The sequence below is a fragment of the Deltaproteobacteria bacterium genome (assembly GCA_016183235.1).
Lineage (GTDB): Bacteria > UBA10199 > UBA10199 > DSSB01 > JACPFA01 > JACPFA01.
On sequence record JACPFA010000022.1, the window covers coordinates 1 to 5234 of the forward strand.

Annotated in this window: 7 protein-coding genes; 3 read left to right on the forward strand and 4 right to left on the reverse strand. The window is 41.8% G+C overall.

What is annotated here, in order from left to right:
* Positions 1-176: 176 nt before the first annotated feature.
* From HYU97_04880 to HYU97_04890, 3 genes are read right to left on the reverse strand one after another with little or no spacing between them, the layout of a single operon-like run.
* Positions 177-527 carry a PilZ domain-containing protein gene (locus HYU97_04880; protein MBI2336078.1) on the reverse strand — a complete coding sequence of 117 codons (351 nt, stop codon included), beginning with the start codon at positions 525-527 and terminating at the stop codon, positions 177-179.
* Entirely contained in the window at positions 517-870 is a 354-nt protein-coding gene (locus tag HYU97_04885) for a hypothetical protein (protein MBI2336079.1), read from the reverse strand. Before HYU97_04885 ends, HYU97_04880 begins: the two co-directional genes overlap by 11 nt.
* Positions 864-1649: a hypothetical protein gene (locus HYU97_04890; GenBank protein ID MBI2336080.1), complete on the reverse strand. Its 786-nt coding sequence runs from the start codon at positions 1647-1649 to the stop codon at positions 864-866. Before HYU97_04890 ends, HYU97_04885 begins: the two co-directional genes overlap by 7 nt.
* Before the next feature lie 121 nt (positions 1650-1770).
* Here HYU97_04890 and pal point away from each other — a divergent pair, with 121 nt between their 5' ends.
* Both pal and bamD read left to right on the forward strand, forming a co-directional pair.
* On the forward strand, positions 1771-2217 hold the full coding sequence (gene pal / locus HYU97_04895) for a peptidoglycan-associated lipoprotein Pal (GenBank protein MBI2336081.1): 447 nt from the start codon (positions 1771-1773) through the stop codon (positions 2215-2217).
* A 118-nt stretch (positions 2218-2335) separates the two neighbouring features.
* Positions 2336-3166: an outer membrane protein assembly factor BamD gene (gene bamD / locus HYU97_04900; GenBank protein MBI2336082.1), complete on the forward strand. Its 831-nt coding sequence runs from the start codon at positions 2336-2338 to the stop codon at positions 3164-3166.
* A 2-nt stretch (positions 3167-3168) separates the two neighbouring features.
* On the opposite strand, the gene HYU97_04905 is transcribed toward bamD, so the two are convergent.
* Entirely contained in the window at positions 3169-3405 is a 237-nt protein-coding gene (locus HYU97_04905; protein MBI2336083.1) for a hypothetical protein, read from the reverse strand.
* Positions 3406-3622: 217 nt separating this feature from the next.
* Here HYU97_04905 and HYU97_04910 point away from each other — a divergent pair, with 217 nt between their 5' ends.
* Positions 3623-4948, forward strand: a complete 1326-nt coding sequence (locus tag HYU97_04910; GenBank protein ID MBI2336084.1) for a putative DNA binding domain-containing protein — start codon at positions 3623-3625, stop codon at positions 4946-4948.
* The last annotated feature ends 286 nt before the right edge of the window (positions 4949-5234 follow it).

Sequence of the window (5234 nt, forward strand, 5' to 3'; positions counted from 1 at the left end):
ATTCAACTTAATGCGTTAACCAGCACGCGAATATGAGGTTGAAAAGTTCTCGAGGCTCTGAGGTCCAAATCTCAACCCCTAGGCACGATCACTTTAGCCTTGACCAAGAGGTCATCCATATGAGGGTCGCCGATGGAGCGCCGGCTGTGCCAACACAGTGTCTATCTCGGGGTCGACTATATGGCTAAGAAATTTTCGATGGTTTCTTTGTCGAGGGGATGTAAGTAGAGGAACCGAATCCCTATCCCTATTTTCTTTTGCGCACTTAACTCGCTCGAATCGCGCATCACCCTCACCACTTCACCGGTGGCTTGAATAGGTCTTGATTTTTCATCGACACTAAATCTTAAAAATACCTGCGTACCCACCTTAATGGGAATGTCGCTTTCTATGAAAATACCCCCGAGGCTTATATCCGTGGAAAAAAAGTAAAGTACACCCTCACTATCTTCGTTTTCAAAAACAACCTGAGTACGAATGGGTTTACGTGGAAATAAACGCTTTTCTTTTTTGGGCCTAGCACACATGAAATGAAACCCCCAGCTTTTGCAATACCCCTCTCAATTCCCCTGGGCTAAAGGGTTTATGAAGGATAATGTTTTGTTGATTACCTGCAAGAGCAGGCGAGTTAGATGACTGACTTAATAAAAAAATACAAACCTGACTCTTGAGTAAGGCAGTAGGAAATTTTGGAATAGAATCATCTAAGATAATAACGTCGGATGAGCCAGCCTTTTTAGACAAACTTTCAGTGAATTCAGGATAGAAAATGAACGTCGCACCTAACTTACCTAAAGCAAGTTGAATTAAATTCTGGTTAAGACCTACTTTCGCAAAAATATGTAGAACCGGTTGTTTTTTTTCTACCATAACCTTCGATCCTTCAAGGCAGGAAACTCTTCCCGGATTTTTCGTAGCCTGTTCAAATTCAATTCACAATTTAAAACCTCAAGGCCAGTCCCCAACTTTCCTAAACAGACCCCCCAAGGATCGTAGACACTTGAATTACCAGCATAGATTTCTCCGTGCAAACTTTGGCCCACTTTATTTACCCCCAAAACGTAAGACTGATTTTCAATAGCCCGGGCTTTAAGTAAAGTATTAAAATGATCAAGCCTTGGCTTAGGCCATGCAGCTGGGATAGCGATAACCTCTACATTCCACTTTAACATTTTTCTGAAAACTTCAGGGAAGCGGAGATCATAACAAATAGCGACCCCCAAAGAGACGCCCTTTACTTCAGTTACCACAACTTCATTGCCCGGATTAAATTTTCTGTGTTCTTGGCTTAATTTAAATAAATGAATTTTCCGATACTTCTTTTGAATTTTCCCAAGAGGGTTAATCAAGAACGCACTGTTAAAATATTGGCCACCATAGCTCTCTAACATGGAACTTATGATATAAACCTTGCGTTCCACCGCTAAACCCTTGAAATAGTCTAAACATAAATCATTTTCTCGCTGAAGACGCTGTTTTTCTCCTAAAATAAAGCCTGTGGGCCACATTTCTGGGGTCACCAGGAGGTCGGCCCTATAATCCAGATGTTTTACCAGCCGGTGCACCTTATTTAAGGTCAGAAGGGGCTGCCCCTGGGAAGAAGAAAACTGTAGTAAAGATACCCTTAATCGGGTCGGTTTCTTAACCATTTTAGGTTTTTGATTATACCACCCATAAAATCTAATACCTACTAATTTGCTTGACCATTCTGTCGTTCGCTTTATAATTGGCCTTTCTGTAATAATTTTAGGCTTTTAAGGAGGGCTTCCCATGAAATTAATAAAAGGTTTTGGGCTAACAGTCTTAATCTCGTTTCTAATCTTAAGTGTAGGCACGGGTTGTCGAAAAAAAGGCGCTGATTTAAGCGATGGTAGTGGTATTATTAAACAATTAGCGACCATTCATTTCGATTTTGATAGGTCAAACATCCGTTCGGATGCCGTTGGTACTTTGCAAGAAAATGCCAGTTGGTTATCGGCTAACACCAAAGGAACGGTAGTGGTGGAAGGCCATTGTGACAATCGCGGCACCAACGAATATAACTTGGCCTTGGGTGAACGCCGAGCGATTTCTACTAAGAATTATTACATCAATCTTGGTGTCCCAGGGACCCGCATTAATACTATAAGCTATGGCGAAGAACGACCGGTTAACCCTGCAGAGAACGAATCTGCTTGGGCCGAAAATCGTCGTGGTGAGACGATCGTTAAAAAGTAAATTTTTTGGCTAGAAATTTTAACCACAGTTGGGTCTAATAGCGTCCTGAGTAGGTCTGGACCCAACTGTGGTTTTTTATTTGGACGGACTTTTTAAAAAGCTCATCTAAGGAGTAAATATGAAAATCTTGAGACTCACATTTTTTTCTTTGTTATGGACATTTTTAATTGCTTCGAACTTTGGGAATGCAGCCCACGCTGGATATCGGGAAGAGATCGACGCCCTCAAGGCCCAGATTGAAACCTTGCGCGCCAGTAATCAAAACTATGCCAATGTCATCAATTCGATCAATGAAATGCGCCAAGAGCTTCAACTCATCAAAGGGCAGATGGAAACAGCCGGCATGAACAAAGTTGAAAAAGATAGCACTTATAAAGAATTGGAAAATCGAATTTTAGCCCTCGAAAATAAAATAAGCCAACTCCACACCCTATTCTCCGATTTTAAAAAGACCAACGTGCCTTCTACCAGCACTTCTTCAACACCCCCTAGCGCCATTCAAGAATACAACCAATTGTTGGCCCTTTTTGGGCAAGCTAATTATCGCGAGGCCATTAGTGGTTTAATGGGTTTTGCGCAAAAATACCCCAACACGGCCTATGCCCAAGAAGCTCAATATTGGATCGCCGAAGGTTATTTTTCTTTAAATGATTTTGTGAAGGCAATTTCAGAATATCAAAAGTTTGCCGAAGCCAACCCTACTCATGCAAAAACCAAAACTGCCATTTATCGTCAAGGCGTAGCCTTCTTGAATATTAAATCTTACCCCGAGGCCAAACTTTTCTTCCAAAAAGTGATGTCGAGTTTTCCGGGCAGCCCAGAAGCCAATGATTCACGACAACGAATCGTGAGGATTGATCAAATCTTGGGCGGACAAAAAGTCACCCCCTCTACCCCAGCTACTACCAAAACCTCAGCTAATACTGACCCAATGGGCGAAGTGCTCTAAGATTATTTCGTTCCTTCAACAACCTTAGTCAGGGCTTGCGCTGTGATTCCATCAGGCCCGACACAGACAGGTGACGAACCCTTATAATTGGATTTCCAAGCAAGACCCTTGTTATTGGGGTCCTTCTCACAACCCTGTTTCTCAACAATTGTTCCTGCAACAATTTCTAGTTCTCCCAAAGAATTAGTGAACTCAATACGAGCTGTGTCTCCAGCCTTAAATTTCGTCGGCTCTGCCATAAGTCCTCCTAAACAAGTTTTAGTCTAGGGGGTTTATCGTTGTTGTTGTTGTTGTTGTTGTGCAATTTCTGCTGTAATTTTGAATAGATGTGTGGAATGTTCGGCAATTGTTCAGCCTATACTAAAAATCAACCGGTCGATCCGTCAAAACTTTAAGGCAACAATAGAGGAAAAAATATTTCTTTATTATTTCCTCTATTTCCTCTATATTGCCGGTATGCGTTTACAGGAAAGAATAAAGGCTTTGGTTGAAGAAGGAGAAGGCTACCTTATTGAATTTAAGGAGGCTCCCAATGATCTCGAACGTGACATCTGCGCTTTTGCCAATGGCAGTGGTGGAAGTCTCTACTTGGGGATTACGGATCAAGGAAACCTCAAACCTATCAAACTGAGCAATCGTCTACGAGCCCAGCTTCAATCGATGGCGCGAAATTTAGATCCTCCCCAAGAGATTTTGGTTCAACCCTTCGGCCCACTTATTCAAATTCGAGTTAAAGAAAGCGAAAACAAACCTGTTCGCGCACCTGGAGGATTTTATCTGCGTGTAGGAGCCATCTCCCAAAAATTATCTCGGGAAGAAATCTTAGCATTTGCCATTAAGGAAAATCGAATTTATTTTGATCAACAACTTTATGTTGAAGCCGATGCGAGAGATTTTTTAAATATCAGGCAAGTGGAACTCTTTCGAAAAAAAGCAGGACTGGAAGCAGAAATCGACAATCTCCAATTACTCGAAAATCTTGGATGTCTTAAAATGCAGCAGAGAAGACCCTGTCTTACTTTTGGGGCCATCCTCTTGTTTGGAAAAGATCCTCAAAAAATCTTCCCACAGGCCACGCTTACACTTTTACGTTTGAGTGATCCTGCAGACATTCAAGAGCAAAAAATCTTGAAAGGTACTCTGTTTCAGCAAGTCGAGGAAGCCTTTGACTTTCTTAAATCGGAACTTCTCTGCCCACCCAGAATCAAGGGACTGTTGAGAGAAGAGCAACTTGAATTTCCGGAACCCGTCCTGCGAGAACTTTTGGTTAATGCAATTATTCATCGGGATTACTTCGAACGTTCTGCAGATGTTGTTGTAAAAATTTTCCCCTCCTATCTCGAATTTTCGAATCCAGGTACTCTGAACCCTTCTCTTTCTTTCTCACAGATCTATGGAAGGAGTTTTAGGCGAAACCCCCTGATTGCAGATTTATTTTACCGTGCCCGTTATATCGAACGTGCAGGGACGGGTTTGCTTCGCGTCAGGCAAATCCTTCAACAAGAAGGTCTTCCCCCTCTAACCCTATCTGAAGAAGGTCCCTTCTTTATTGCCACTCTTACAAGAGGAAAGGAGCCCAAAGAAAAATCACGTCTTAACGAACGACAAATGGCTTTTCTCAATTTAAAAAAAGAGCTTTTCCCTCTTTCAACAGCAGATTACGCTCGGCGTTTTCAAATTGGAGAACGTATGGCACGTATGGATATCCAAGATCTCATCCAACAAGGATTGTTAAAAATTTATCGCAAAGGCAGACACTTTCGCTATGGGCCTTTAAATTGAAATAGAAAGCTAATAGCTTAAGCTACAAAAAATTATAGATTGACCTATAAAAAATTGTAGATTATTCTATCAAAATGGAATCTCTCGTTCTTCACCCTATCACCAAACTCTTAAGTGAACGTCTAAAAACACCTCAGAAATTTATCCAAGGTAAGCGATCAAGCAAGTCCATCTTACAAGCGGTAAGGAAATGATATAAAAGATCTGCCATAACCAGGAGGTGATGAATGGCAGACATCAATAAGCGTGAGGCGAGGGAGCGGCATTGGCAGGGGAAGATTGAGGC

Excerpts from the sequence above, each read along its gene's own strand:
- HYU97_04880 (MBI2336078.1), bottom strand. The coding sequence starts at position 527 with ATGTGTGCTAGGCCCAAAAAAGAAAAGCGTTTATTTCCACGTAAACCC.
- HYU97_04885 (MBI2336079.1), bottom strand. The coding sequence starts at position 870 with ATGGTAGAAAAAAAACAACCGGTTCTACATATTTTTGCGAAAGTAGGT.
- HYU97_04890 (MBI2336080.1), bottom strand. The coding sequence starts at position 1,649 with ATGGTTAAGAAACCGACCCGATTAAGGGTATCTTTACTACAGTTTTCT.
- pal (MBI2336081.1), top strand. The coding sequence starts at position 1,771 with ATGAAATTAATAAAAGGTTTTGGGCTAACAGTCTTAATCTCGTTTCTA.
- bamD (MBI2336082.1), top strand. The coding sequence starts at position 2,336 with ATGAAAATCTTGAGACTCACATTTTTTTCTTTGTTATGGACATTTTTA.
- HYU97_04905 (MBI2336083.1), bottom strand. The coding sequence starts at position 3,405 with ATGGCAGAGCCGACGAAATTTAAGGCTGGAGACACAGCTCGTATTGAG.
- HYU97_04910 (MBI2336084.1), top strand. The coding sequence starts at position 3,623 with ATGCGTTTACAGGAAAGAATAAAGGCTTTGGTTGAAGAAGGAGAAGGC.